The following is a 25,912-nucleotide window of genomic DNA, read 5'->3' as shown; positions in this document are numbered from 1 at the left end:
TCCATAAGGTGAACTGCGACACAATCAAGCCAGCCTAATGTTCAGGGACCGGTTCAACCACAAACTAGCGAATTCTGCCGGGCCTGTTCGGGTTGGTGTTGACTCAGATAAACCAACCCCCAGTCCTTATTGCTTCAGGCCGTACTTCTACAAGTCGACCTTGAAGGAAGGAAGTCCTGAGCCAGGACGGTAACGACTGCCAGCTTCAGAGTGTGTTGACCCTCTCGGATGTTCCCCGTATGATGACCAAATCTTCCTCGCCGCCCCGTCAGGATCCCTACCTGGGTAGCTCTCTTGCCAACCGCTATCGTTTGAAGCACCTCATTGGTAGAGGGGCAATGGGACGGGTCTATGCGGCTGAGGATGGCTTGCTCGGCGATGTACCTGTTGCTGTCAAACTGCTAGCCCATGCAGCGCTTGATGACGTCTCACGGGCCCGCTTTGAGCGGGAGGCAATGGCCTGTGCGCAATTAAGCCAGCGCAGCTTGAATATTGTCCGCGTGATGGACTACGGCATCACAGCCCAGGATGTGCCGTTCTACGTCATGGAGCTACTGACTGGAGAGAGCCTCCGTGACCTCACCGCTGCCCAGCCGCTGCCATTAGCTCGATTCTTCAATCTGGCCCGCCAGATTTGCCTGGGGCTCAGTCATGCGCACGAAGGCATTCTAGTCGACGGTCAGTTGCAGCCGATCATCCACCGAGACTTAAAGCCCAGCAATATTCTGGTGGTTCGCAATGATGGCTTAGGAGAACTGGTTAAAATCCTAGACTTTGGAATTGCCAAGTTTCTCACTGATAAGAGCACAAACTTGCAGACCCAGTCCTATATTGGCACCCTCGCTTACTCTGCACCTGAACAGATGGAGAGCGAGGAGCTTTCAGTGCAGTCCGATCTCTACAGCCTGGGCGTGATCTTCTACACGATGCTGTCTGGGCGAATGCCCTTTCGAGTCAAGACGCACTCCTTTGCTGGCTGGTACCGTGCTCACTGCCAGCAACCTCCCCGCAGTTTCGCCAGTCTCAAGAACAAAGTAGTGGTTCCAGCAGCCCTAGAAGCCCTGGTTATGCGCTGCTTGGCTAAGGTTCCTGGAGATCGACCGCGCAGTGCTGCTGAGGTCTATGAAGCTCTCCTCGACTGTGAGCGGTTCTGTACTCCTCCGCAAGAGGTCGGGCAGTTAACTGGTTGGCAGACCCAACGCGATCGGCGACCGGACAACCTTGCTGAAGACTCAGCAGACTGGCTAGCTCAACCTTTTGCCCCAAGCACAGTAAGCCTCAATCCGTTCACAGTCCGTCAGGGTGAGGCAGACGAAGAGATAGATGACGGCTCAGACTCACTCCCTGGCAACCTGCACTCAACTCCCCTGCTCAGTCAGATGACGGGTGAGCGGTACGACGCCCAAGACAGCTCAGCTTCGCCGTCATTCTCCTCAAGGCCTCACTCCAGGGGTGATTCTGACTCCACTTTAATCAGTGAGATCAGTCATCCGAGCCTGAGCAGTTATCCTCGAAGGCCACAGGTTGATGACTCCGTAGCTCCAGCACCGTATGCTCAAACCTTGAGCGATCAAGGTCGGGACGGACTGCGTTGGGGGCTGCGTCAGGTTACTTACCTTCGACCCCGTCTCTGGCATCTCTGGCAACAATTACCGGAGCCTGTGCGCTTACGGGCCGTGCCTAGTGCGGTAGTTGTGGGAGTGAGTTTGGTCGCTTTGGCTGTCGGTCGGGCTCTGAACCCGAATACACCTCTGGTCGAACGGCTGGCCGCAGATCCTCTGATCCTCAACCCGTCCCTGCCAACGACAACCCAACCAGCTAGTCAACCCGCTCACGCTGCGTTGTTCTTGCCTTTATTGGAGCCTAGCCCTGCTGCCCTGGCTCAATCTCCAGCGACTCCTGCGGCTCCACCATTGCCAACCCAATCGCAAAATCTCTCCCCTTACATCCTGGCTCGATTGGCTCAGGATGATTTGGCTAGCGCCACGACAGCCTGCCAAATGCAGATCTCTCTGGGGGGAACGGTCAACCCATCGGTGAAGGCGGGTATTCTGGCCGCTCAAAGTTGTCAGAGCTATCTACAGTGGCGTTCTGGTGATGCTGGGCAGGCACAAACAACTGCCAGTACGCTGATCGCAACCGATCCACGCCAGCCTGTTCCTTATCTCTACCGAGGGCTGGCTCAGGCTTCTTTGGAGCAGTGGCAGCAGGCACAGGCTGATTTCAGCCAGGTAATTGCGCTCAAACCTGGCTATGGCCCGGCCTACCAAGGCCGAGCTTTGGCTCTCCTACGCCAGGGTCTAGTGGACCAGGCTCTAGCAGATTGCCAGAAGGCTGTTCAGTTTGCGCCTCAGATGACGAGTGCCTACAATACTTGCGGCAATATCAAAGTGGCAAAGGGCAACTTGGTCGGAGCCGTCGCTGACTATTCAGCAGCAATCGGACGTGACAGTCGACAAAGTGTGTTCTTAGTGAATCGGGGCTTAACCTATCTCCGCCAACAGAATTTTCCCCTAGCTATGGCCGATTTAGAACGGGCTTTGGCCCTGAGTCCTGACGGTGATGTAGCCGCTGCCGCTTACTATGGACGGGCTCAGGGGAAGCTAGCTCAGCAAGATTTTGCAGGAGCTCGTTCTGATTTGGAACAGGCCCAGACATCTCTCAGTCTGCAAGAGGGAGTGCTGGCGTCTAAGATCGCAGAAATGCTAGAGATGCTAGACCAGTTCTAGGTCGATGCTGCCCCTTCTGACTGTCTGATGTCTCCTACTCCCCCTAACCGCGCCCCTAAGCCTAGCCCAGCCCCTGCTGGTCGGGGTAACTTGGGCCAAACTTTGCTAGGCACTATCACTCAGGTTGCGCACAAGGCGAGGGTCAACTTCTCCAAGCTGCAACTGCGAGCCAATGCTCGTGTGCCGGAATTGTGGGTTGAGCAACCCGGTGATCCCTCGCCTCAGGTCTATCCTCTGCTGGGAGAGCGATACCTGTTGGGCCGTAGCTCACGGACTTGCGACATTGTGGTGCGTAGTCCGGTCGTGAGTCAGTCGCACCTGCTCCTAGAGCGTAAACCAGGTCGCAAACGAGCCCGATTCGCAGCCCGGGATCAAAATTCTACTAACGGCCTGTACCAAGGTAAGCAACGCCTGAGCCAGGTCGATCTCTATCACGGCGCGACCTTCTCGTTGGGACCGCCAGAGCTAGCGAATGCCGTCACTCTACGCTACAATGACCCGCCGCCCTGGTACATTCAGGCTTTGCGCTACGGCCTAATGGGGGGCGGCGGTGCCTTTGCGCTGCTAGTGTTGGGTGTGCTTGTAGGCTGGCAGGGGTTCTCAGTCAATCCTTTGCCCGCTAGCAAACAGGGACCCGTGATTGTGGTGGCTCGCGATGGACAGACTCCTTTGCGGCAGCGCATTCAAGAGGTTCATGCTGAGAACAAACGAGTCCAGGATTTTGGCAGAGTTCCTGATGCTGTGATCGCCTCAGAAGATAGCCGCTACTACTGGCATCTGGGCGTGGATCCCATTGGTACGACCAGAGCCCTGGTGACGAATATTCGAGGTGGCGGTATCCGTGAGGGTGGCAGTACTCTGACGCAACAGTTAGCCCGTAACGTGCTCGGTAGCTATGTTGGTAAGGAAGATTCGGCAGGGCGCAAGTTCCGCGAGGCGCTAGTAGCCTTGAAGCTAGAGGCAGTCTACAGCAAGCAGTATTTGTTACTGCTCTATCTGAACCGAGTCTATCTAGGCAATGGTGTCTATGGGTTTGAGGATGCTGCTCGCTTCTACTTCAATAAGCCTGCGTCTCAGCTAGATATCTCAGAGGCTGCAACTCTAGCAGGGATTTTACCTGCGCCCAATAGTTACAACCCAGTGGATGACTACAATAAAGCCCTTGAACTGCGCGATGGTGTCCTCTGGCGCATGCGACGGCTGGGCATGATCACTCCCGATGAGTACAACCGTGCTCGCCGTTCGCGCCTGAACATTAACCCAGCAGCGAAGCAGGCAGTTCAGGGTACGTTGGCGCCCTACTTTTACAGCTATGTCTTCGACGAGCTAGCCACTCTACTGGGGGACGAACTGGCGCAGGAAGGCAACTTTATTGTTGAAACTACTGTAGACATCCAAAAGCAGAAAGTAGCTGAAACCATAGTTCGCGATACAGTTGCCGATGAAGGATCTGCTTCTGGCTTCTCCCAAGGAGCCCTAGTCAGTTTAGAGGCGAAAACTGGTGCCATTGCAGCTCTAGTCGGTGGCGTAGACTATCAAGCCAGCCAGTTTAACCGAGCTAACCAAGCCCAACGTCAGCCTGGTTCAACCTTTAAAGTTTTTGCTTACACAGCCGCTTTGGAGCAAGGAATCTCTGCGAACACAACCTTTTCCTGTGCACCCACTGCTGGAGTTGCGGGCTGTCATCACAGCGGTGGTAGTACAGACATGTATCAGGGCCTAGCCTACTCAGAGAATGTAGTGGCGATCCGAATTGCGCAAGCTGCAGGTTTGGATAACGTCGTGAATGTTGCCAAACGGCTGGGGATTGAATCCCCTCTGGAGGCAACACCCCTACTCTCTTTAGGCGTCAAAGAAGTCAACTTACTGGAACTGGTCGGGGCTTTCGACACCTATGCCAATAATGGCGTGCACAGCCGCCCTTTTGGCATCAGCCGCATCCTTGACAGTAGTGATTGTCAAAACCCTCAAGATATCAAGACTTGTCGGGTGATCTATGACCGGGCAGCCGATGCTGGAGCCCAACAACAGGTTCTCGAACCCAGCATTGTCAACACGATGACCGAGCTAATGCGCGGGGTGGTAGCTTATGGAACAGCCAGACGAGCTGGTTTGGGAGCGGTTGGGAAGACGGGAACCACCGATGACAACCGAGATCTATGGTTTGTCGGTTTCATTCCTAGTGGCGAATTGGTGACTGGGGTGTGGCTCGGTAACGACGATAACTCGCCCACCTCAGGTAGCAGCGGTCAGGCTGCCCAGCTCTGGGGAGAATATACGGGACAGGTCAGCCGTTGAGTTGCTCTCCTGACTAGAGACAGAGACGCAAAATCGACTCCGAATGCATTTCAAAACAACTAGCACAGTAATAGTAGGGATGCCCTTTGATTAGGCAGCCTCACTATTGCTGTGCTGTTACTGGGCTAGCTCGTGAGTTTAGTGCACCAACCAACCCTTAAGCCGTTCGGCAATTTGCGGACGACGGAGCTTGCGAATTGCCTTCGCTTGAATCTGCCGCACCCGCTCTCGTGAAAGGTTGAAGATGCCGCTGACTTCCTCAAGCGTGAAGGGCTCACTGTGCGTGAGGCCGTAGCGTAGGGAGATGATGTCCTGTTCGCGCTTCGTGAGCACGTCTCCTAGAACATCCCAAACCTCCTGGCGCATCATGACCTCAGCGGTCTGCTCCTCAGGAGACTGGGACACATCATCTTCTAGGAGGTCCATCAGCTCGGTTTCTTCTTCTTTACCCACCCGGTGATTCAGAGACAAGGCTCGACGACGCACCTGCTGCAACATGCGCAGTTTACGGGGGCTAACCTCAATCGCCTTGGCCAGTTCTGCCTCTGTCGGGTTGCGGCCCAAATCTCGCCGCAGGTCACGGTTTGCCTTCTTGAGTTTGTTTAGCTTCTCAACAATATGGACCGGCAGCCGGATTGTACGCGAGTCATTAGCAATGGCTCGGGTAATTCCTTGCCGAATCCACCAGTACGCATAAGTCGAAAATTTATAACCCTTTTCGGGATCAAACTTCTCCGCGGCCCGATTAAGCCCTAGTGCTCCTTCTTGGATCAAATCCAGAAAAGGCACACCACGATTGAGGTACTTTTTAGCAATAGAAACCACCAAGCGCAGATTGGAGCGAATCATCTTGCGCTTAGCAACCCGCCCTTGATACAGGTTGTATTCGAGTTTGCGCTCAGTCATATCGAACTTCTTGGCCAATTCAGCCCGCGTGGCTGTCCGGCCAAGCTCAACGCTGAGCTGTTCCTGTTGCTCCTCAACTTCGACTAGGAAGCGAACACGCCGAGCCAACTCAACTTCTTCCTCCGCTTTTAGGAGAGGGTAGCGAGCCATCTCTTTAAAGAAGGCTCCAACAGAGTCATCAGACGGGCTCTTGCGATAACCCGTAGGCAATGCCGCTGCAATATCTTCGTGGGGATCAATTTCATCAAGATCGATATCCTCTCCGCCAGCGAAGGTGTCTGGCAAATCTGAGGCATCATCATCGAGCTTAAGTGTATCTTCGATCACACTAAGCTCTTCATCGGATACTTCCAGGTCCGAAGGCTCTACGATGGCTAGGTCGTCAAGAGCACCATCCAGAACATCAGGAAACCTAGGCTCGTCTGGAGGGGCAGGGAAAGTAGGCGTGGAGATGTGCATATTGAACAAGCCAGCCTGGTTCGAGGCTTTCAAGGGACTTTTTGAGTAAGAAGAGTTTCGTAAAAAGGCGTGTAACCAAAGTCTCACAGTCCTTCTTGAAGGCTCTCTACCGAGCGATGGAAATCGCCCTCTGTAAATAGCTGTAGTCGTTGCGCTGCCTGCTAAATCGGCCTCTGTTATGGGAACCCTAAATAGTGGGTCATTGTCGCTTTCGGTTGCGTTTCCCTCTATTCGTAGTCTCTTGAAAACTCCTCAACTTCCCCTATCCCCTGACTGTGCCTTGTTGCTCTTTAGTGGCAAAGGGGGTGTTGGTAAAACTACGCTGGCCTGTGGTTTGGCTCGCCAACTTGCAGCGACCTATTCAAATCAGCGTTATCTGTTGATTTCTACTGATCCCGCCCATTCTTTAGGAGACGTTTTAGGGCTTAGTGTCACCGATCAGCCTCAACCGTTAGCAGATTTGCCTAATCTTCAAGTGCGTTCCTTAGATGCACAAGCTTTGCTGCAAACCTTTCGAGCCACCTATGGCGAGGCACTTGAACTAATTGCAGAGCGGGGCAGTTGGTTTGACCGCGAGGACCTTTTGCCTGTGTGGGACTTAGACTGGCCTGGCTTGGATGAGCTAATGGCTGTGTTGGAGGTCAACCGGCTCTTGGCTGCAGGGGAAGCGGATACCGTCATTCTTGATACTGCCCCTACTGGTCATACACTCCGTCTTCTAGATCTGCCAGATTTCCTCGACAACTTGCTGGGTTCACTGGCTCTGTTTCAAGGCAAGCACCAAGAATTGAGCATGGCCCTTACTGGTAGCTACCACGCTGACCAGGCGGATGCTTTTCTAGAGAAGATGACGTCTCAACTAAGCTCCGGACGCGATCGCTTAAGTGATTCAGACAAGAGTGCTGTTTGGCTAGTGCTAACCCCTGAGCAACTCAGCTTGATGGAGACGCGCCGCTTTTGCAACGCTTTAGAGGGACGGCGAGTGCCGATAGGCGGCTTGATTGTCAACCAGGTGATTCAGACAGGTCGTTCAACTTTTCACTCCTCTTCCCTGCTTCAAGCCCGTCACAAGCGGCAACAGGAAATTTTGCAGATTCTAGCCACAGAGCTCAGCCGCTACCCGGTCTGGCAGGTTCCCTTACAAGCGGCTGAGCCCTTGAGAGAAGCTGCCTTGGATGCGCTAATTGCTCAAATCCAACCTCTTAAAGTACAACTACCTGCCGTCTCGACTGCACCCCTACCACCCCTAAATAAACCGGATGGGCGGGATCAAGTTCATAACCAAGCCCCGTTGCTACTGAGCTCTATCACTGCTGAAACTACAGTTGGCATTACTGCTGGACCAAGGTTGCCCAACTTTTTAAAGGAAGGGAAGCGTCTCATTGTGGTGGGCGGCAAAGGTGGAGTTGGTAAGACAACTACCGCTGCTACTATCGCTTTTCATTTAGCCCGGTCTCTGCCACAAGCACGGGTATTGGTTGCCTCGATTGACCCAGCCCACTCTTTAGGCGATGCCTTTCAAGAGGCTGGCTTACTATCTGTAGATCAGGCTTTGGGCCAAGAGCCTTATCCAGTTCTGCCCAATCTCTGGGCACAGGAAGTAGAGGCTGAGCAGATCCTAGAAGAATTTCGCCGGGACTACTTGCGCTCAATTGCGGCTATGCTCTCAGGCGAAATTGCAACTGAACAAGAGGCAGATGCCGGAGTTTCTCTTCAATATGATCCCCAAGCCTGGCAAAAGCTTCTAGACTTACCGCCACCAGGTCTAGATGAAGTAATGGCCTTGCTATCGATCCTGAAGCAGGTCAACCAGGCAACTTCTGAGCCAACATCAGCCTACTCCTACGACCTGGTTGTGCTCGATACAGCCCCTACCGGTCACCTCCTGCGCTTTCTGCAAATGCCCCACGCTCTAGAAGGTTGGATCAGAATGGCCTTGCGCCTGTGGTTGAAGTATCGCGAGGTCGTTGCTCAAGCTGACTTGGCCCAACGTCTTCGTGGTCTGCTGCAGCAAGTGCGCCAGTTGCAGCAGCAATTGCAGTCTCCTAATGACACTGAGTTCATCAGTGTCATGACACCAGAGCAAGCCGTGTTAGCTGAAACCCAGCGCCTGCTCATCGAACTCGATCACCTCAAGATTTGTCATCGCTTTCTAGTGCTCAACCGCTTGTGGGAGGACTGCACAGATCCACTGGGGCAAGCTTTAAGTGAGCGTCATCAAAAAATGGCTGAGCAGCTACGCCAGCACTCTAGCCAGCAGATCATCTCTGTCCCGTTCTTGGAGCGAACGACGCTAGCAGCGATGGCCGAGCATCTATTCTAAGAACTGTTCTAGGAACTGCGTCTCACTGTAAGCTAGGTCAGTTCAAGGACATAGTTTGATGGCTTACAGCGCAATACTCTAGTCTGAGTTGCGCAAAGGTTTTGATAGGAATGAGGGGGCAAAAGGTTTCTGCCACCATTTCTGTTTACCATTTCTATTAGAACGTTCGAATCAAGCGTTTGAGACAGGTAGTTGGCTGACTAGTGTTGACTTATGAGCGCAGAAATTGAGCAGCAAATTATCGAGCGGTTCCAGGAGATGGACCAACGAACTCAAGCATTTGCTGAGAGCACAGGCATTCGATGTCCGGCCGGCTGTGGGCGCTGTTGTACAAGCCCAACTGTGGAAGCAACGCCCTTAGAACTGCAACCAATGGCGCGAGAAATAGTGCGTCGGGGGGAGCTTTTGCAAAGGCTGGAGGCTTTGGCTCAAGCCGAAACGTCAGTCTGCGTACTTTACCAAACAGATCCCTCAGTCAGTGGTAACGGGCGCTGTGGTCTGTATGCTTGGCGACCCACAGTCTGTCGATTGTTTGGTTTTGCCGCAGTACGAACTAAGCACGGACAGGCCGAACTAGCGGCTTGCTACCATCACACTGAGATTCAATTAGAAGTCGTTACAACAGCCAAGCAATCCGTCCGCCAAGGACTGGACACGCCGATTTTGTCAGAAGAGGCTGCCAAGATTGAGAGCTTAGACCCAACCTGGGGAACTGAGCGTCTGCCTATCAATAAAGCTCTAAAAGTTGCGCTAGAGCGTGAAGCGCTACGAGTTCAGTTCTCCCAAGCATGAGGTGAATTAGCTAGTGCGGCTTGTGGGGATACCACTTTGCAACGCTTGAGGCGGCTGATTGCTTTTTTGTGGCGTGCGCCTGCCTATCAGGCAATTCTCTTTGATTAATCGGTTGTAAGTTCTATAAGGAAGATACAGAAGAGGGTCGTAGCCATGGAAACGGAGCATTAGAACGCAGGCCCAGGAATACTTGCCTGCCATGACGGCGGTAATCACTTGATCGAGTTGCTCAGAAGTCATAATCCTGTCCTTTTCTAATAGAGCCGCTACCTTGCTTTAGTCTTCCTCTGGTAGCCATTACTTGAACATTGAGCTAACTAATTGGAATTGAGAAAACCTATAGGTTATAGCTAGTAGCTTTTTCTAGCCTTATCAATGTAGAGCGTGAATCTTGAGCTGTGACGGAACTTTTAGTCTCGAACTGGTGCTTGCTCAAAGCAGTTCACGGAGGTCAAATCTTCGAGTAAAGTCATGAATTCTCAATCACTTCTAGTATTCGGAGCTAGAGATCGCTCCAGAAGCGGTTGTGAATAGTACGCAGAAGTTAAGCCATAAGGAAGTTATTAGGGTCTGAATACATGATCAGTAGCTAATGAATCGATAGTCTGAAGCTGCAATATTGCTCCATTCAAGTTTCTCCTGAGATGCAACTGCCTTAAATTCCCCCAACACAGCTCATAGAAGTTTTTTATTTTAGTTAACTGACTGTTTGCCTTCCTAAACTCTTACCTTTTTAGCTTTGAAGTGGAAACAGCAATTATTCGGAGAAAGGTTGCAGTCTTACTATTTACACCGCAGTAGGTGCTTCGCAGGAGCCTGATAGCCTGTGAGACGATTGTAAGCTATCAGATAAAGACTGTAACTCCATATTCCATTGATGCACAGAAAATTCAGCCTTTACGCTGAGAGATTAGATACCTTACATCGGTGGGTGTCGCTGAGCCTTGTCCCAACTCAGGCTGGTACAGCCTTTTTATTTTGTAAAGGCTGCGATAGAGCTGGGTGTCGGGTGGTAGGATGACCGACAAGCTAGGGGTGCCTGGGTCAAACCAGGCTGAGATTACACCCTTAGAACCTGAGACCGGGTCATACCGGCGGAGGGAAGCTGTTTATTGAGGACAACTCATATGCGAACTGAATGGATTGCCCGGCGTGCAGGTCAGAGCAATGTGACTCAGATGCACTATGCGCGTCAGGGCATAATCACTGAGGAAATAGCCTATGTTGCTCAACGGGAGCAACTGTCACCAGAACTGATCCGCTCCGAGGTGGCCAGGGGACGGCTGATTATTCCAGCCAATATCAATCACCTCAACCTAGAGCCGATGGGCATCGGCATCGCCTCTCGCTGTAAGGTCAATGCCAATATTGGCGCTTCCCCCAACGCCTCTGACTTGGAAGAAGAAGTGGCCAAACTGCGGCTAGCTGTGAAATATGGTGCCGACACGGTGATGGACTTGTCCACAGGCGGTGGCAACCTGGACGAAATTCGCACCGCGATCATCAACGCTTCGCCTGTTCCTATCGGCACCGTGCCGGTCTACCAGACCTTAGAGAGCGTTCACGGCAAGGTGGAGAATTTAACGCCTGATGATTTTCTGCATGTGATTGAGAAGCATGCGCAGCAGGGCGTAGATTATCAAACTATTCATGCCGGCATTCTGATTGAGCATCTGCCCCTTGTGAGAGGCCGGATTACAGGCATTGTCTCGCGTGGCGGTGGTATTCTGGCTCGTTGGATGCTGCATCACCACAAGCAGAATCCGCTCTACACTCACTTCAACGACATCATTGAGATTTTCAAGAAATATGATGTCTCATTCAGCCTAGGCGATTCATTACGTCCGGGCTGTACCCATGACGCTTCTGATGCAGCTCAGCTGGCTGAACTCAAGACACTTGGTCAACTCACCCGTCGGGCTTGGGAACATGACGTGCAGGTAATGGTGGAGGGCCCGGGCCACGTCCCGATGGATCAGATTGAGTTTAATGTGCGCAAGCAAATGGAAGAGTGTTCAGAAGCTCCCTTCTATGTGCTGGGTCCCCTGGTCACTGATATTGCGCCTGGTTACGACCACATCACCAGCGCAATTGGCGCAGCCATGGCAGGCTGGTACGGTACGGCTATGCTCTGCTATGTAACTCCTAAAGAGCACTTGGGCTTGCCGGGGCCAGAAGATGTGCGCAATGGCCTGATTGCCTACAAGATTGCGGCTCATGCAGCCGACATTGCTCGCAATCGGCCAGGAGCTCGCGATCGAGATGATGAACTGTCGCGTGCCCGCTACAACTTTGACTGGAACCGTCAATTTGAGCTGTCGCTGGATCCTGAGCGTGCCCGTGAATATCATGACGAAACGCTACCAGCAGATATCTACAAAACCGCCGAGTTCTGCTCGATGTGTGGTCCTAAATTCTGTCCAATGCAGACCAAGCTTGACGAAGCGGAACTGACTGAATTGGAAAAGGCGTTAAGCACTCAAAAACCAGCCACGGTTTGAACGACAGCAGTCGCCTTTCATCTCCTTTGAGCGCTAGGATGAAGGGCGACTGTTTTTATGTATAACCATGGCTCAACTTAGAATTATCGAGAATTTTGATAGCAACTTTAGCCTTGATCCGCAGCTTAAAGAAACACTGTTTAATCTTCTCAAGGGTGAGACTTTTTTGCAGCAAGTTGCAGCTCAGGCGCAGTGTGAGCGAGTTGAATTTACTGAGCTGATCTTTCAACCTGTTCCTTACAGTACGGCCACACCCAAGGGTATGCCATCTGAGTACGAACCTTATTATTTATCAAGTGATTACACAGTCATTAATGTGCCGCCCAATTTTATGTTTACAGCTAAGATTTTTAAGCCCAGCCGCTTGTGTGCTATCTATCGCAAAGTCTCTACTTGAGCTGCTTCTCTCTGTCCTTCAAGCTCTAGCCTTCAAAGCTAAAACAAAGCCCACTCTGAGCTTTGATGATCTGCTGACGGATGCCAACGCTGAGCGTGACCAATTACCCCGAGCCTTTTCCAGTAGCTCAGTTGGCCTGCGGTCGAAGGGGTTATTGGTGTAAGGCGTTCAATGAGCGTATTCGACACAGTGGGCTGGAGCCTTCGCAGTAGACCAGTTTCTTTCACCCTCTCTGAACTTTTGTCCCTGGTGTCTGGTCAGTTCGCCCATTAGGATCAGCTTAAAGACCCTTTGTATTGAATTTGTAGGAACAAGAGCCATGGAGCCTGCCCTGACCCGCTTTGGTACCCAGATGTCCCAGCTCACGGGTGTACGCGCGATCATGAAGGACATCATCGAAACGCTACGGGCTGGGGCAGGTCGCTCTTTTATCGATTTGAGCGCGGGCAACCCAGTGATTTTGCCAGAGGTCGAACAACTCTGGCGCGACTGCACCCAAGATCTGTTGGCTAGCTCGGAATATGGCGAGGTGGTCTGCCGCTACGGCTCTAGCCAGGGCTATCGCCCCTTTATTGATGCGGTGGTCAATGACTTCAACCGACGCTATAACTTGAGCCTAACCGAGCGCAATATCCTGATTACGCCAGGTAGCCAGTCCCTCTACTTCTTTGCGGCCAACGCCTTTGGTGGCTACACCCGCGAAGGTTCTCTCAAGCAGATCGTGCTGCCCCTCAGCCCGGACTACACCGGCTATGGAGGCGTCAGTCTGTATCCTGAGGCTGTTGTTTCCTATCGTCCAACCTTAGAGGTTCAGGAGAGCACTCACCGCTTCAAGTACCGCCCTGACTTCTCGCGTTTGGTCATTGATCAGTCAACCGGTTGTGTCATTTTCTCGCGCCCCTGCAATCCCACCGGTAATGTCCTCAGTGACGAAGAAGTGGACAAAATTGCTGCGCTGGCAGCCCCCCATGATGTGCCGGTCCTAGTTGACTCTGCCTATGGGCCTCCTTTCCCAGCCCTGAACTTTACCGAGCTAACGCCACGTTTTGGTGGTAACTTAGTTCACTGCCTCAGTCTTTCTAAGGCAGGGTTGCCAGGTGAACGGCTGGGAGTAGCAATTGGTCATCCAACAGTGATTGAAACGCTTGAAGCCTTTCAAACTAATGCCTGTATCCACGCCTCGCGCTATGGCCAAGCGATCGCCGCACGAGCAATTAAGTCTGGAGCCTTAGCCGAAATAGCTGAGCGAATCATTCGACCCCACTATCAGCACAAGTTTGAGGTGCTCGAAGCGGCTCTAGACAAAGCAATGCCAACAGATCTGCCCTGGTTCCTACATCGCGGCGAGGGGGCAATCTTTGCCTGGCTGTGGCTGCGGGATCTGCCGATCAGCGACTGGGAGTTTTATCAAGCCCTGAAGGCCGCTGGCGTGATTGTGGTGCCGGGTAGCTCTTTCTTCCCAGGCTTGCGGGAAGACTGGAAACACATGCGCGAATGTGTCCGCATTAGTTTGACTGCCCCAGTTGAAGAGATCGCAACTGGTATGGCGAGACTAGCGGGGATTGTAGAGCAGATTTACGCTCAGACCCAAGTCTCTGTTTAATGAGCTGGCCTGTCCGCTGGCTGGTCCTCCTGTGAAATTCCTGTAAAAAAAACAGCTGTGTATTGCTCGCTACCGGAGGCATGCTTAGCATGGCCGTATCTAGGGCTATGACTGAGCCCTGGAGTAACTTGCTCCAGGCTCCTGCCTTAGGGCTGGTCTCAGTCAGGCAGCATTTTGGGTGATTTCTACCGACAACTCTTGCCCTAGTACTGGCTAGGGCAGCCTTGGCACGGCTTGATATGGGCGTAAGGGGAATCTTCTGCTGCGCTGCTGCTCGGCGTGCCTGAAGTTGTCTGTTTCAGTTTGGGCTAGTTGATAACCCTTTCAGGCCAAATACACCCACAGAGCAAATTCAAATCATGAAGTTTAAGGTTATCTGCGGCAAAGTTACTGTTGCGGCCTTTGCCATCACCGGAACAACGCTGATCACGACATCGGCCCAGGCCGGAACTCTGGGAGCTGCGTCCGAATTTAACGCCTTTATCTTTGGTGATGCTGACCTATACAACTCAGATGTTGAAGGACGGTTAGCCACTGGTGGCAACGCCAAATTGGATAATTATTCAGTAGGACTAAAACTAGCCAACTCTCACGGAACTCGCGATGATTTGGTTGTGGGCGGTAGCCTAGAATTTAGTAATGGTCGTGTAGAGACCGGTAATGCCCGCAGTAGGGGCTCCGCCCAATTGCAGAACGTCGGTTTTTACACTGGCGGCGATACTAGCAACGTCAATGGTAGCTATCAAGCTGGTAACCCAATTGACTTTGGGAAAGCTGCACAAGAACTGCAACAATCTTCAAAATTCTGGGCTGGGCTTGAAGCAAATGGCATCACAAACATCGAGCAGTATCAGCATGACTCGCACCTTGATACCTTAGTCACCTTGGCAGGCAATAATTCCAACCTCAATGTTTTCAACCTTTCGGGCGACCTTTTAAGTAGCACTCGCAAGTTCAGCCTTAGTGCGCCTCAAGGTTCTACTGTGTTGGTCAATATCAGTGGCAAAGCCAACCAGTTGCAGAACTTTGGCTTCTTCATGAATGGTTGTTTCTTTGCTAGTGGCACTTGCACTGATAATGAAGTTGAGGCCTCTAATAATGGTAGTGATGGCAAAGTTAGCTACCGTATCCTCTACAATTTCTTTGAGGCGACAGATTTGCTGGTTCAGGGAATTGGAGTGAAGGGGAGTATTTTGGCTCCCTTCGCTAATATCAACTTCAATAATGCTCACATTGATGGAAACCTGATTGCCGCTTCGCTGACTGGCTCCGGTCAATCCAATAATGTGCTTTTCAACGGTAACTTGCCACAACCCTCCCAGCCTAGAGATACAGTTATCCCCCCGCAATCGAAGCCAGAACCTGAACCAGAACCGAAATCGGTGCCTGAACCAACTGCAGTTTTTGGCTTGTTAGCTATTGGTGCTAGTGCAGGGTTACGGCTGAAGCGTCGTGCTGAGGTTGCTGCTTGAAAGGCTAAGGTTTAACCATGAACCTAACCTAATCAGTTATCTCAATTCTCTAGGCAAAAAGAAGAGCTAGAACTGACCTCTCGCCTGTGTACTGAGAAGTAACCAGGGAGAGGTTTTTAATTTTGCTAATCTCTTGATCTACTGATTTCATTCATCTCGCTGAAGCTGAACCCCCAGTTGGGATCATTATTGAGCATAGTGCTAGAGAAAACCAATAAAAAACCAGTGCAGAAATCCTGCACTGGTTCTTGATCACAATACTCAGACTTTACTTCCTACTCGACTAGGACAAACCTGAGAGCAGAAATCAAAAAGTGAGAGGCCGTTAGTAACGGTTGGTACTTGGCTTGTGAACGATAAAGCTAGCGATTTGGCACTGCTTCACGTTGTCAAAACCCACTACACGGATGTAGCAATTGGGGTAGGAACTGCGGCAAGCCTGAACTTCGTTCAGCACTTCCTGAGTTGTCTTTGCTGCAAACAGAGGCAACTTCCACAGAGTCCAGTAGTATACAGTCGGTTCAGAAGTTTCATTGAACTCGACCGCTGGGAAATAACCCTGGTCAAGAATGTATTGAATCTGCTTGCTGATCTGCGCATCGGTTAGAGGCGGCAGATAGGACAGAGTCTCGTAACGCCTTTCCTTGGGTAGGGTCTGCATGGATTCCTCGTGTACGTCTTAAAGCGAATGAGCAAAAGCACTGAATTCACTCAGCTGCCTGATCAGTTGACTCTTCCGAGCTGGGTTCAGAAAACGAAAGCTGAGTAATGCGTTCCAGGTGTTTGCGACGGTGTTCAACATTGGCTTGGGCAATGCCCATTCGAGCCATCTCTGGTAGAAAATCAACAATTTCGCCAGCGATATATTCGCGAACAGTCATGATCCGAAGCGCTAGCTCCTGTCGTTCCTGTAGCAATTCCCCTAAATAGGCTTCGCCATCCTGAAGTTTGCCCGTTGAAGAGAAACTGGCTAGCCAGTGAGCTGTAGGTGGATCCGTTTCTCTTAGCTGGTCAACCACAGTTCGCATCGCCTGATAGGTTAAATAACTCATCAAGGTTTTGGCCGTAGCCTTCGTGATGCTCTTCAGATCCATCGATGACTTCAGAACTTGGGCTGACCGAGCTGAGGTTCAGGAAGCCAGATTGGAGGCTGGCTTCCTGATGAATGGCTGACCGATCAAACGGTATCCATTGCCTCGAATTCGAACTTGATTTCCTTCCAAACTTCGCAAGCAACAGCCAATTCCGGAGACCACTTAGCAGCCTCACGAATAATGTCATTGCCTTCGCGAGCTAGGGAGCGACCTTCGTTACGCGCCTGGATGCAAGCTTCCAGTGCCACCCGGTTAGCAGTTGCACCCGGTGCGTTGCCCCAGGGGTGACCCAGCGTACCACCACCGAATTGCAGCACAGAGTCGTCGCCGAAGATTTCTACCAACGCGGGCATATGCCATACGTGGATACCACCAGACGCTACTGCCATCACGCCAGGCAAAGAAGCCCAGTCTTGGGTGAAGTAGATACCCCGAGACTTGTCTTGCTCAACGTAGTTCTCCCGCAGCAGATCTACGAAGCCCATGGTGATGCCGCGCTCGCCTTCGAGCTTACCGACCACAGTGCCTGTGTGGATGTGGTCACCACCGGACAGACGCAGAGCCTTAGCCAGTACGCGGAAGTGAATCCCGTGGTTCTTCTGGCGGTCGATTACTGCGTGCATGGCACGGTGGATGTGCAGCAAAATTCCGTTATCACGGCACCACCGAGCCAGGGTGGTGTTGGCAGTGAAACCTGCGGTCAGGTAGTCATGCATGATGATGGGCATTTTGAGTTCTTTGGCGTACTCAGCCCGCTTCAGCATCTCCTCGCAGGTAGGAGCGGTCACATTGAGGTAGTGACCCTTGATTTCACCTGTTTCTGCTTGTGCTTTGTGAATAGCATCAGCGACGAACAGGAAGCGATCGCGCCAGCGCTGGAAAGGAGCCGAGTTGATGTTCTCGTCATCCTTAGTGAAGTCCAGACCGCCGCGGAGACACTCATACACGGCACGACCGTAGTTCTTCGCGGATAGACCCAGCTTGGGTTTGATCGTGCAACCCAGCAAGGGACGACCATATTTGTTGAGCTTGTCACGCTCGACCTGAATCCCGTGGGGAGGTCCTTGGAAGGTCTTGATCAGAGCAACTGGAATGCGCAGGTCTTCCAAACGCAGCGCACGCAATGCCTTAAAGCCGAACACGTTACCGACAATCGAGGTCAGGATGTTCGTGACTGAGCCTTCTTCAAACAGGTCCAGAGGATAGGCAACATAGCATATGAACTGGTTGTCTTCGCCTGCAACCGGCTCGATGTCGTAGCAGCGACCTTTGTAACGGTCTAGGTCAGTTAGTAGGTCTGTCCACACTGTGGTCCAGGTACCTGTGGAAGATTCAGCAGCAACCGCAGCTCCAGCCTCTTCAGGAGGAACGCCTGGCTGAGGAGTCACGCGGAAGGCGGCTAGAAGATCAGTATCTTTCGGGGTGTAGTCAGGGGTGTAATAGGTTAGCCGATAGTCTTTAACACCAGCCTGAAACCCAGCTTTTGTCTGAGTCTTGGTTTGAGAATAAGACACGTCCTTCTCCCTGTGAACTATTGTGGGGTATACACTGATGCCAGCCAGGTCCGAGCAAGTTCAGACAACCTGGTGCATGCAGATAAGCACTTCTTTTCGCTTGCAAAGTATAGATCAAGCCACCCCAACAGGGGTTGAGAGAACCCTTCACCGATTTAGGCGTTTTAGCCGTTCGAAGTGCCGTCTTGGCGAGCGGTGTTCCTAATGTACCAGGGAATGGCATGGGTTAAAATTCATATATTCTGTAGTCTGTCATAAGATTCATTTATGGCAATGGACCTTTGTGATGCTTTGTTGCATTTTGCAAAGCAAAACGGACTCTGGTTGCTATTGATGCAATGTCTGTAATCGCATCAATACAGTTGAATGAATACAAGTTGAATAAACACGATGAGTATCCGCTGCCGCCATGACTGAAGCCTCTCAGGGTTCGAGTACACCTAACTTTCAACCGCCTGCTGGGGTTGAAGATATTGATGCCGATGCACTTTTGCTCTCTTTGCGTCGGAAAGAAGGAAGTTGGGTAGAGTGGGGACAAGCTTGTCAAAGTTTGCAAAAAGCAGGCTATAATCCCCAGAAAATTTTTGAAGAAACTGGTTTTGAACCCATTCAACAAAATCAAATTATCGTTGCGGCCCAAGTGTACGCAGGCTTGATTAAGCTTCAAGCACCGGCTGCTGTTTTGGACTATTTTGAGCGCAGAGGTAGCGATATTTTGTACGAATTTCGGGTTTTGACCCAACCCGAACGCGTGACAGCAGCTGAACTTGCCTGTGACAGAAAATTAGATGTTGATGGTGCCCACGAAGTAGCGAAAGCCGTAAAAGATCTCGCACGTTTAAGTGAAGTTCCCGAGGGCTTTTCCAGACATCCTGGTGATGCTACTGCTTATCAATTTTGGAAGGCTGCTCGGCAGAAATCGGAACTTCAAGACCGAGCCCGCTTGATCGCGCGAGGTTTGATGTTTGCCCACAGCAGCAGTGCCAGAACCAAGCTTGAGCAATTGCTAACTGACCTTACCGTGGTGAAGGCCCAGCCAGCGCCGCGTTTGCCCCTTTATCGGGTGGAATCAGATGAAGACCTACCCCGTGTGTTGCCTGTGGTAGGCAAACTGCCCTTAAGTAAGGCCGATCTTAGAGCGGTACCGGTGCTTGAGACCATTGAGCCGTTTGAATTAGTAAAAACTTCAGGCACTTGTGCTTGGGTTGCAGTTCCAGGATGGCAAGTGGTTCGTAATGCCGAAGATCCAGTGGGTCTGCTCTGCGATAGTACTCAACTGCCAGCTGAGCTACCCGGTAAGCCGGAGGAGGTTTTGGTTGTTGTCGATCGATCACAGACAACCTGGGCAGTCGATGGCTATTTTGTTGTAGAGCAAGAGGAGCAGTTATCTTTGCAGTGGTTTGACTCAGCACCTGCCGCTCCACTCCTCGGTCGTATCCTCTTGGTCATGCGTCCCAAGAAAATTTTTGATGCTGAGGTTGCTAAGGACCCCTGGCAAATTGATGAGTAACACCCTTCCTGAGGTCAAGATCTAAGGAACTTCAGTAATGCCCTGGTTTGTCAAAATCGAGCGAGGTCGCGTTGACAAAGTGACCTTTGATAAAAGTGTCCCCGCTCACAAAGCCTATGTACAAGATTTGATTGCCAAAGGCCATCATGCTCAGACTGGCTATTGGGCTGAACGGGGAGGTGGCATGTTGCTGTTTGAAGCTGCTTCCCTAGATGAGGCCAAGGCAATTGTGCTGCAAGACCCATTTGTTCAAAATGGGTGTGTTGATTACGAATTGCACGAATGGAAAATCGTTGTGCAGTAACTCTAAGATCAAGTTTCACTCCTGAGTAACTTGACCTTCTAGAGCCCGTAGTAGCCGAGGCTGTAAGGCTTCCATATAGGGTCGCCAACCGACCAAAATGGTTTGATGATGAGCTAAGGTAATTGGATCAACAGCATCAGGTGTAAAACGTAAGGGTCGGCCCCACAGGTCACAGCACATAAGACCCGCAGCGCGGGCCAAGGCAATAGGACCTGTGGTGTCCCACAATTTAACGCGTCCGTTTAAATATAGGTACAGCCCTACTTTGCCCCGGATAACTTCAATCACCTTCAAGCCAAAACTGCCCAGTGAGTAGAATTGGGCTTCAGGAATAGCCTCTGTAATTGCAGCGCCATGCTGTCGCTGATCGCGGTAGCCAATCATAATTGGACAACAATCTGCTGAAAGCTGAGGTGGCAACATCGTTGGCACTGGCTTTGGGGCTGCATCTCCCTGCATAGAATACAGACCCCAACCCGGACCGCCGAAATGTAAGATGTCGGCACTTGGAGAGTAGACCCAACCACCGACTGGCAAATTCTGCCGAAGCAAGCCAACCATAACTGCGTAATCGCCAGTGCCCTGGATAAAACTATCGGTACCGTCCAGCGGATCGATAAACCAGGTGCGGTCGTAACCACTAGCGTAAGCCGCTCGTGAATCTGGATTTTCTTCAGTAACTAGCCCGTCATCTGGAAACCATTGCCGAAACCGCTGGGTTAGTTCTCGATCTAAGGCTCGATCAATATCCGTGACATAGTCCTCTGGCCCTTTCTGTATAACCTGAAACGAGGCTCTGGTCATAGATTCTGCTTGCTGTCCCATCGAGCGAATGAGAGCACGCAACTTACCGTCCTGTTCAGGTGAAAAATAGTCCATACATCACAAACAAAGCCCAAAAAAACGGGTTAACCGTGATCAGGTTAACCCGTCTAGATTGGGAACGCGCAGAGAGTGGGCTACTGGACCACCAGCTTGACGTTGGCGGTTTGCAGACCAGGGCGCTTGACTTCGGCTAGAGTCTTGTTAACAGCGTACTTCTGGTTGATCGAGTTGATCAGCTCGGTTTGGTTGTGCTTCTTAGCAACGCCCCACAGGTCAGCGATCAGGTCGAAAGAACCATCGGTGTTGCGGGACCAGCCCAGATCGTATTCGCCGTCTAGAACTGCAACGATGTCAGAGCGAACACGCTGCCCATTGTAGCCACGCACATCAGCTTCGGTCTTAACCGAGATACCCAGATCCCGCAAAGAAGCCTTCAGGATTTCGGCATCAGTGATTTTGGTGCGCAGAGTGCTAAAGTGAGACATTGTGGATTTCCTCCAATGGAATAGTTTAGAGAGACAACACCGGTTGAACGAAGACCGGCTTATGGACGAAGCAAGAACGAACGTTGAACTAACGAATGAAGGATCAGCGTACGAGAATTAGCTGCTGCGGAACCACCTCCTCAGGGTCAATCTAGGAAAGCTGTTAGAACTCCATGCGCTGATATTCAGCGACGGAAGTAGCTGCCGGACGCGCTCTCTGTCTGGCCCAATCGCGCAGAGCCGTTACTTGTTCTGTCATCGTCTTAGACAGAGGCGTAGTCGACTTAATGGCAGCGATAATATCTAGGTGCGTAAACTCTCTACCTTCCTGTGAGAAGGCTTGGTACATCGCTGCAACGATAGCTTGCTCAATTTCCGCACCAGAATATTCATTGCAAGCCTTGGATAAATCATCCAAATCGAAGCGGCTGATGTCTTTGCGGCGCTTAGAAAGATGAATCTTGAAGATTTCTTTGCGTTCTTCCAAAGTTGGTAGGTCTACAAAGAACAATTCATCAAAGCGGCCCTTGCGTAAGAACTCCCCAGGGAGTCGCTCAACCCGGTTAGCGGTTGCCATGACGAATACAGGTGACTTTTTCTCCTGCATCCAAGTCAGGAAGGTACCAAAAATTCGACTAGAGGTACCACCGTCAGAATCAGCGCTACCTGTGCCGCCTGCAAATGCTTTGTCTAACTCATCAATAAACAGGATAGCGGGTGAGATAGATTCAGCAGTGCGCAGAGCGTTCCGCAAGTTGGACTCTGAGCGTCCAACCATAGAGCCGTCGTAAACGCGACCCATATCTAACTTGATCAGGGGAAGACCCCACAACCGGGAAGTTGTTTTGGCAATTAACGATTTGCCGCAGCCAGGAACTCCCAGGATTAGCATGCCCTTAGGTTGGGGCAGACCATATTCACGAGCTCGCTCAGTGAAGGCGTTAGAACGCTGCTTGAGCCACCGCTTCAATTCGTCTAGACCACCAACGGCTTCAATGGTTTCGTCTTCTTCAACGTACTCTAAGATACCGTTGCGACGAATGAGTTGTTTCTTCTCCGAGAGGACGATATTAACTTCATCCTCTGTTAGTTTGCCAGCCGTGACATGTGCTTTTCGGTAGACTTTTTGAGCTTCATCTAAAGTCAAACCAAGAGCAGCTTTTAAAAGCTTTTCACGGGTTTCCGTACTGATGCGACGGTTCCGTGTCTGAGACAGTTGCTGGTTGAGAACCTCATCCAACTCTCCCATGATTGGCAAAGGAAAGTCGAGAACGACTACCTCTTTTTCCAATTCAATTGGCACATTCTGAACGGGCGACATCAGAACAATTGTCTTCTGAGTGCCTTTGAAACTAGCGATGGCATCTCGCAGCCAACGAGTTACTTCCGGATTCTCAATGAAAGGATGGATATCCTTAAATATGAAGATGCCAGACTCTCGTTGACGGACAACCCATTCCACAGCTGCCTGAGGTGACACTGTGTTGTGTTGAGTCAAGGTTCGAGGTTGACCGTACTCCACGATGCCGTGGGTAACCGTCCAGATAAAGACTCGTCGCTGCGGTTTTACTTGCGCAATGGTTGCGATTGCCTGCTCAGCTCTCTCTTCTTCCGGTGTTTGGAGGTAGATCAGAGGGTACTGAGCTTGAACCAGAATGCTGAGCTCTTCTTGCATGGCAACGATACATCGACGAGACAACAGCTACAAATACGGTCGAATGGAATCTAAAGCCCTACTTAGCAGGGAACTAGCTCCTCATCCTGGCTCTTGCTGGCATCGGAGAGTTCAGCACCCTCTTCTACCATCACACCTGGCTGTTCACCTAGGGGAGCCAACTCACCTTCTTTGAAAACCACAGAGTGCTTGCAATCGGGACAAGAGTAAACTCGATGGGTTTGTCCAACTCGAGATGCTTCCGTCTCGTAAACCACATCTGCATGACTGAGGAAAAACGAAATGGCTCGCTTAGCCATCTCGGACATTGATTTACCCTCAACCGCCGCCTGAATTTTCAGGTGCTGGTGCAGCTCCGACGTGAGGTACAACGTTACCTTATGCCTTTCCTGGTCTTGCATATACTCTTGACTACTGCTTACCCGGGCGTACAACTCACGATAGTAGGACCTCTTCTTGCTGTCAAGCTGTCAAGCCAGCATGACAGCAATTTTGTTACATTGCTTAATAAAGCGGCAATGTAGGGGTTAGTTAGGCTTCTCCGTCTCTATCTCAGGGCGGATGGCTTCTAGTAGGCAAGAGAAATAAAAGCGGGTGCTAATCATTGTCCGTCGTCGGACTTTAAATCCCAGCTGTTCTAAAACAGCTACGATTTCGCGCTCGCGATGCTGATAGGCACGGGTCGTTTTGCTGGGGCCCGGAAAAAATTCGCCAATCCGCTTTAACAAAGTTAGGAGCAGGGTCTTAGGAGCGAAGCTCAAAACCAGGCGAGACTGGGCTAGACTCGCGAGGTGCTGAATCATCTCCGCTGCTTTGGCCTCTGGATAGTGAATCAGAACATCTAGACAGATTACGGTGGGGTATTGACCACTCAGGGTTTCTAGATCCTGAACCGCAAAACTGGGGTTGTTTTGAAGACCTAAAGCGGCAGCTCTCTGCTGAGCCTCACTGACCATGCTCTGTGAAATATCACTGGCAAAAACCTTGGCCCCAGCTTGGGCCAAAGGGATACTTAGGCTGCCTACACCGCAGCCAGCATCACAAATTTTGAGGGAGTCGAGACTACCACCAGACTGGCTTGCATCCGAGCGTAACCATTCGAGTAGGGTATCGACTGTCCGTTGGTGGCCAACCCGAATGTCCCGCTGGACCGAGCTGACCTCACCATCGCCGTAAATGCGTCGCCAGCGTTCAAAACCGGTGGCGTTGAAATAATCCCGAACAATTACCTTGTCATCCATGGGGTCATTGTAAAACGGGAACAGGCACCGCTAGGCCTAACCAAGCTCATTCACCGACTACAGGACAATCCAATACCCTATGTCTGCCAAGCTCTACTCCGCCCGTTCCTGGTTTTGCCTCTGGGGAGCCATGAGTGCTGCGCTGCTGGCAACCCCCGCGCTGGCGCTCAGGCCTGATTCCTCCGCAGGCCCTAATGGCATTGACGCGTTACGGTTGCAGTTACCGCCCTACAATCTCACAGGTCGTAAAATCGCGATCGGTCAGGTTGAGCCTGGTCGGCCAGGGCAACGCAATACTGACAAAGTTTCTGGCCAGAATTTGGATATTGTGCCAGCCCGGTTGTTTTATCGAGATCGTCCGACTGGACGCAATGAAAACATTGAGGAACACGCTGAGAGCGTGGCGGGTGTGATGATCAGCATTGACAAGCTATTTCGAGGGGTAGCCCCTCAAGCTCGACTTTATTCTTCAGCTTTTGGGTTGGGTTCAGGGCGTCGTGAGAGTATCCAACCTCAAGCTTGTCTATCAGCGCAGCAGGTTGCCCTTCAGAACGGCAATGATGTGAGGGCAATTAATTTCAGCTTTGGTGAAACCTTAGAGCGCGACCCGAGACCCAACGCTAGCCTGGATGGCAATTCACTGTTAACCCAATGTGTTGACTGGTCCGCCCGAGTTCACAATGTGCTCTATGCGATCGCTGGCAATCAGGGTGATGGCGGTATCCCCCTGCCTACAGATAACTACAACGGCGTTGATATTGCTTTCACAGAAGCGGTTGGTGGCTTGTTTAAGCGTTTGCACCGGGCCAATTTGGTGGGCCGTGAGGATGCTGTTGGCCCACGGCGTAGCGTTGATTTAGTGGCCCCCGGTGCAGGCATTACCCTGACGACTCTCAATGGTTCGCGCACAGTCAGCAGTGGCACCAGTTTTGCGGCTCCCCACGTCACTAGCACCGTAGCCCTGCTGCAACAGTATGGCGATGCTCAAATTTCTGCGGGTGCCAACCACTGGAGCTTGGCAGCTCGGCGCCATGAGCTGATGAAAGTGGTGCTCATGAACTCGGCGGAAAAGGAAAAGGATCCGGGAGATGGGTCTTTATTAGGTATGAGCCGCACGATTCTCGATAAAGGGGGACAGGACTGGCTCAGCTCTGATGCTTACCGCGATCCAGCCATTCCTTTAGATATGGAGTTAGGTACCGGTCAACTCAATGCCTATCGGGCATTTGAACAGTTTAAACCGGGTCAGTATGGGCCAAGTGCAGCTGTGCCAGCAATCGGTTGGGATTACAACTTGGTAGACAACAACACGAAATCTCAAGACTACGTAATCGAGCAGCCCTTGAAAGCTGGGACTTTTGTCTCCGCCAGCCTAGCCTGGGACCGTTTGGTTACCCTAAATGACAAAAATGGCAATGGCGAGTACGATGTCGGCGAAAACTTCCAAAATGAGGGTCTTAATAACCTGGATCTCTACTTGATGCCTGCCGATGCTACCGATTCCGCCGGTAGCGTTGCTGCCTCGATCAGTCCAGAAGACAGTGTTGAACACATCTTTTTCAAGGTGCCTCAAAACGGTCGGTACAAGCTGAGGGTGGTGCTGCGCCAAACTGTGAACCAGCCGAAGCAATCCTACGCGTTGGCTTGGTGGGGGCTACCCGCAACCTCACCCTAAACTTGGCTTGGCAACTGATCCCAAGCCTTGAGCGAGACCCGGTAGTAAACGAGCAATTTGTGATAGTCTCCATAATTGGAGTCTGTAGCAATACTTTACTTTTCTTAGG

The 25,912-nt window shown here is 51.5% G+C and carries 21 protein-coding genes and 1 riboswitch; of the genes, 11 read left to right on the top strand and 10 right to left on the bottom strand.

Going from position 1 to position 25,912, the window contains the following annotated elements; genetic code table 11:
• Positions 1 to 239 precede the first annotated feature (239 nt).
• Both H6F94_RS21940 and H6F94_RS21935 read left to right on the top strand, forming a co-directional pair.
• Positions 240 to 2,729, top strand: coding sequence for a serine/threonine-protein kinase (locus tag H6F94_RS21940; RefSeq protein WP_190804367.1), 2,490 nt, complete (start codon positions 240 to 242; stop codon positions 2,727 to 2,729).
• Positions 2,730 to 2,756: 27 nt separating this feature from the next.
• Entirely contained in the window at positions 2,757 to 5,027 is a 2,271-nt protein-coding gene (locus tag H6F94_RS21935; protein ID WP_190804366.1) for a transglycosylase domain-containing protein, read from the top strand.
• 138 nt (positions 5,028 to 5,165) lie between these two features.
• On the opposite strand, the gene H6F94_RS21930 is transcribed toward H6F94_RS21935, so the two are convergent.
• Positions 5,166 to 6,425 carry an RpoD/SigA family RNA polymerase sigma factor gene (locus H6F94_RS21930; protein WP_242041327.1) on the bottom strand — a complete coding sequence of 420 codons (1,260 nt, stop codon included), beginning with the start codon at positions 6,423 to 6,425 and terminating at the stop codon, positions 5,166 to 5,168.
• 208 nt (positions 6,426 to 6,633) lie between these two features.
• Between H6F94_RS21930 and H6F94_RS21925 the strand changes: the two genes are divergently transcribed.
• Together H6F94_RS21925 and H6F94_RS21920 are read left to right on the top strand one after the other, a co-directional pair.
• On the top strand, positions 6,634 to 8,715 hold the full coding sequence (locus H6F94_RS21925) for an ArsA family ATPase (protein WP_242041326.1): 2,082 nt from the start codon (positions 6,634 to 6,636) through the stop codon (positions 8,713 to 8,715).
• Between the two features lie 213 nt (positions 8,716 to 8,928).
• Complete coding sequence (locus tag H6F94_RS21920; protein ID WP_199320576.1) at positions 8,929 to 9,507, top strand: YkgJ family cysteine cluster protein; 579 nt, start codon at positions 8,929 to 8,931, stop codon at positions 9,505 to 9,507.
• 6 nt (positions 9,508 to 9,513) lie between these two features.
• Here the strand turns inward: H6F94_RS21920 and H6F94_RS21915 are convergent, their stop codons facing one another.
• The gene (locus H6F94_RS21915; RefSeq protein ID WP_190804364.1) at positions 9,514 to 9,747 is read right to left on the bottom strand and encodes a HetP family heterocyst commitment protein; all 234 of its coding nucleotides are present in this window, start codon (positions 9,745 to 9,747) and stop codon (positions 9,514 to 9,516) included.
• 781 nt (positions 9,748 to 10,528) lie between these two features.
• Positions 10,529 to 10,627: riboswitch (TPP riboswitch) on the top strand.
• Positions 10,628 to 10,634: 7 nt separating this feature from the next.
• On the opposite strand from H6F94_RS21915, the gene thiC reads away from it, so the two are divergent.
• From thiC to H6F94_RS21895, 4 genes are all read left to right on the top strand, one after another.
• On the top strand, positions 10,635 to 12,008 hold the full coding sequence (gene thiC / locus H6F94_RS21910; RefSeq protein WP_190804363.1) for a phosphomethylpyrimidine synthase: 1,374 nt from the start codon (positions 10,635 to 10,637) through the stop codon (positions 12,006 to 12,008).
• Positions 12,009 to 12,075: 67 nt separating this feature from the next.
• Positions 12,076 to 12,405, top strand: coding sequence for a hypothetical protein (locus tag H6F94_RS21905; protein ID WP_190804362.1), 330 nt, complete (start codon positions 12,076 to 12,078; stop codon positions 12,403 to 12,405).
• Positions 12,406 to 12,724: 319 nt separating this feature from the next.
• On the top strand, positions 12,725 to 14,008 hold the full coding sequence (locus H6F94_RS21900; protein WP_190804361.1) for a valine--pyruvate transaminase: 1,284 nt from the start codon (positions 12,725 to 12,727) through the stop codon (positions 14,006 to 14,008).
• Positions 14,009 to 14,367: 359 nt separating this feature from the next.
• Complete coding sequence (locus H6F94_RS21895; protein WP_190804360.1) at positions 14,368 to 15,480, top strand: choice-of-anchor A family protein; 1,113 nt, start codon at positions 14,368 to 14,370, stop codon at positions 15,478 to 15,480.
• Positions 15,481 to 15,805: 325 nt separating this feature from the next.
• Here the strand turns inward: H6F94_RS21895 and H6F94_RS21890 are convergent, their stop codons facing one another.
• From H6F94_RS21890 to H6F94_RS21880, 3 genes are all read right to left on the bottom strand, one after another.
• On the bottom strand, positions 15,806 to 16,141 hold the full coding sequence (locus tag H6F94_RS21890; RefSeq protein ID WP_190804359.1) for a ribulose bisphosphate carboxylase small subunit: 336 nt from the start codon (positions 16,139 to 16,141) through the stop codon (positions 15,806 to 15,808).
• Between the two features lie 46 nt (positions 16,142 to 16,187).
• Complete coding sequence (gene rcbX / locus H6F94_RS21885) at positions 16,188 to 16,574, bottom strand: RuBisCO chaperone RbcX (protein WP_190804358.1); 387 nt, start codon at positions 16,572 to 16,574, stop codon at positions 16,188 to 16,190.
• An 83-nt stretch (positions 16,575 to 16,657) separates the two neighbouring features.
• A complete protein-coding gene (locus tag H6F94_RS21880; RefSeq protein WP_190804357.1) occupies positions 16,658 to 18,088 on the bottom strand; it encodes a form I ribulose bisphosphate carboxylase large subunit in 1,431 nt (476 codons plus the stop codon).
• Between the two features lie 409 nt (positions 18,089 to 18,497).
• On the opposite strand from H6F94_RS21880, the gene H6F94_RS21875 reads away from it, so the two are divergent.
• Both H6F94_RS21875 and H6F94_RS21870 read left to right on the top strand, forming a co-directional pair.
• Positions 18,498 to 19,598 (top strand): RuBisCO accumulation factor 1, encoded by a 1,101-nt coding sequence (locus tag H6F94_RS21875; protein WP_190804356.1) that lies wholly within the window; start codon positions 18,498 to 18,500, stop codon positions 19,596 to 19,598.
• A gap of 37 nt (positions 19,599 to 19,635) precedes the next feature.
• The gene (locus tag H6F94_RS21870) at positions 19,636 to 19,902 is read left to right on the top strand and encodes a YciI family protein (protein WP_190804355.1); all 267 of its coding nucleotides are present in this window, start codon (positions 19,636 to 19,638) and stop codon (positions 19,900 to 19,902) included.
• Between the two features lie 15 nt (positions 19,903 to 19,917).
• On the opposite strand, the gene H6F94_RS21865 is transcribed toward H6F94_RS21870, so the two are convergent.
• From H6F94_RS21865 to bchM, 5 genes are all read right to left on the bottom strand, one after another.
• A complete protein-coding gene (locus H6F94_RS21865) occupies positions 19,918 to 20,781 on the bottom strand; it encodes a 3'(2'),5'-bisphosphate nucleotidase CysQ family protein (protein WP_190804354.1) in 864 nt (287 codons plus the stop codon).
• Between the two features lie 80 nt (positions 20,782 to 20,861).
• Complete coding sequence (locus tag H6F94_RS21860; protein WP_190804353.1) at positions 20,862 to 21,212, bottom strand: DUF1257 domain-containing protein; 351 nt, start codon at positions 21,210 to 21,212, stop codon at positions 20,862 to 20,864.
• Positions 21,213 to 21,375: 163 nt separating this feature from the next.
• A complete protein-coding gene (gene ycf46 / locus H6F94_RS21855) occupies positions 21,376 to 22,887 on the bottom strand; it encodes a stress-responsive protein Ycf46 (protein WP_190804352.1) in 1,512 nt (503 codons plus the stop codon).
• Between the two features lie 62 nt (positions 22,888 to 22,949).
• Positions 22,950 to 23,288: a slr0373 family blue light stress response protein gene (locus H6F94_RS21850; RefSeq protein WP_190804351.1), complete on the bottom strand. Its 339-nt coding sequence runs from the start codon at positions 23,286 to 23,288 to the stop codon at positions 22,950 to 22,952.
• Between the two features lie 126 nt (positions 23,289 to 23,414).
• The gene (gene bchM / locus H6F94_RS21845; protein WP_190804350.1) at positions 23,415 to 24,128 is read right to left on the bottom strand and encodes a magnesium protoporphyrin IX methyltransferase; all 714 of its coding nucleotides are present in this window, start codon (positions 24,126 to 24,128) and stop codon (positions 23,415 to 23,417) included.
• A gap of 79 nt (positions 24,129 to 24,207) precedes the next feature.
• Here bchM and H6F94_RS21840 point away from each other — a divergent pair, with 79 nt between their 5' ends.
• Positions 24,208 to 25,803 carry a S8 family serine peptidase gene (locus tag H6F94_RS21840; RefSeq protein ID WP_190804349.1) on the top strand — a complete coding sequence of 532 codons (1,596 nt, stop codon included), beginning with the start codon at positions 24,208 to 24,210 and terminating at the stop codon, positions 25,801 to 25,803.
• Positions 25,804 to 25,912 lie beyond the last annotated feature (109 nt).

It is taken from the genome of Leptolyngbya sp. FACHB-261 (genome assembly GCF_014696065.1).
In the GTDB taxonomy this organism is placed as follows: Bacteria; Cyanobacteriota; Cyanobacteriia; order FACHB-261; family FACHB-261; genus FACHB-261.
This window is presented reverse-complemented; position numbering and strand designations above follow the sequence as displayed.

What these genes read in the sequence shown, in the direction of transcription:
- H6F94_RS21940 (WP_190804367.1), top strand. Translation starts at nt 240, where the DNA reads ATGATGACCAAATCTTCCTCGCCGCCCCGTCAGGATCCCTACCTGGGT.
- H6F94_RS21935 (WP_190804366.1), top strand. Translation starts at nt 2,757, where the DNA reads ATGTCTCCTACTCCCCCTAACCGCGCCCCTAAGCCTAGCCCAGCCCCT.
- H6F94_RS21920 (WP_199320576.1), top strand. Translation starts at nt 8,929, where the DNA reads ATGAGCGCAGAAATTGAGCAGCAAATTATCGAGCGGTTCCAGGAGATG.
- H6F94_RS21915 (WP_190804364.1), bottom strand. Translation starts at nt 9,747, where the DNA reads ATGACTTCTGAGCAACTCGATCAAGTGATTACCGCCGTCATGGCAGGC.
- thiC (WP_190804363.1), top strand. Translation starts at nt 10,635, where the DNA reads ATGCGAACTGAATGGATTGCCCGGCGTGCAGGTCAGAGCAATGTGACT.
- H6F94_RS21905 (WP_190804362.1), top strand. Translation starts at nt 12,076, where the DNA reads ATGGCTCAACTTAGAATTATCGAGAATTTTGATAGCAACTTTAGCCTT.
- H6F94_RS21900 (WP_190804361.1), top strand. Translation starts at nt 12,725, where the DNA reads ATGGAGCCTGCCCTGACCCGCTTTGGTACCCAGATGTCCCAGCTCACG.
- H6F94_RS21895 (WP_190804360.1), top strand. Translation starts at nt 14,368, where the DNA reads ATGAAGTTTAAGGTTATCTGCGGCAAAGTTACTGTTGCGGCCTTTGCC.
- H6F94_RS21890 (WP_190804359.1), bottom strand. Translation starts at nt 16,141, where the DNA reads ATGCAGACCCTACCCAAGGAAAGGCGTTACGAGACTCTGTCCTATCTG.
- rcbX (WP_190804358.1), bottom strand. Translation starts at nt 16,574, where the DNA reads ATGGATCTGAAGAGCATCACGAAGGCTACGGCCAAAACCTTGATGAGT.
- H6F94_RS21875 (WP_190804356.1), top strand. Translation starts at nt 18,498, where the DNA reads ATGACTGAAGCCTCTCAGGGTTCGAGTACACCTAACTTTCAACCGCCT.
- H6F94_RS21870 (WP_190804355.1), top strand. Translation starts at nt 19,636, where the DNA reads ATGCCCTGGTTTGTCAAAATCGAGCGAGGTCGCGTTGACAAAGTGACC.
- H6F94_RS21865 (WP_190804354.1), bottom strand. Translation starts at nt 20,781, where the DNA reads ATGGACTATTTTTCACCTGAACAGGACGGTAAGTTGCGTGCTCTCATT.
- H6F94_RS21860 (WP_190804353.1), bottom strand. Translation starts at nt 21,212, where the DNA reads ATGTCTCACTTTAGCACTCTGCGCACCAAAATCACTGATGCCGAAATC.
- ycf46 (WP_190804352.1), bottom strand. Translation starts at nt 22,887, where the DNA reads ATGCAAGAAGAGCTCAGCATTCTGGTTCAAGCTCAGTACCCTCTGATC.
- H6F94_RS21850 (WP_190804351.1), bottom strand. Translation starts at nt 23,288, where the DNA reads ATGCAAGACCAGGAAAGGCATAAGGTAACGTTGTACCTCACGTCGGAG.
- bchM (WP_190804350.1), bottom strand. Translation starts at nt 24,128, where the DNA reads ATGGATGACAAGGTAATTGTTCGGGATTATTTCAACGCCACCGGTTTT.
- H6F94_RS21840 (WP_190804349.1), top strand. Translation starts at nt 24,208, where the DNA reads ATGTCTGCCAAGCTCTACTCCGCCCGTTCCTGGTTTTGCCTCTGGGGA.